This window comes from Pantoea sp. SIMBA_079 (assembly GCF_046940275.1).
GTDB lineage: Bacteria > Pseudomonadota > Gammaproteobacteria > Enterobacterales > Enterobacteriaceae > Pantoea > Pantoea borealis.
In genome coordinates this window covers 1-261 of the sequence record NZ_JAWRYR010000494.1, presented here as the reverse complement: position 1 = coordinate 261, position 261 = coordinate 1, and the positions used below count along the sequence as shown (strand labels likewise).

Annotated in this window: 1 protein-coding gene; it reads left to right on the top strand. The window is 77.0% G+C overall.

From position 1 onward, the window contains the following. A partial coding sequence (locus SB719_RS20935; protein ID WP_412159855.1) for a methyltransferase domain-containing protein occupies positions 1-261 on the top strand: 261 nt, incomplete at both ends.

Below are 261 nucleotides of genomic sequence, written 5' to 3'. Positions count from 1 at the left end.
GCCGCCGGTGTCGCTTCGAGGGCGACCGGCTCCAGGCCGGGGACGCGCATCCTGGACGCTGGTGCCGGCACCGGCTACTACCTTCGCGCCGCGCTGGCGGCTGTACCGTCGGCTGCCGGCCTGGCGCTGGACCTCTCCCCGCAGGCCGTCGCCCGCGCCGTCCGGTCCTCCGGCCGGGTGGACGGCGTCGTCGCCGACACCTGGCGCCCGCTTCCCGTGCGCTCATCCATCGCGGACGCCGTGCTCGACGTGTTCGCCCCC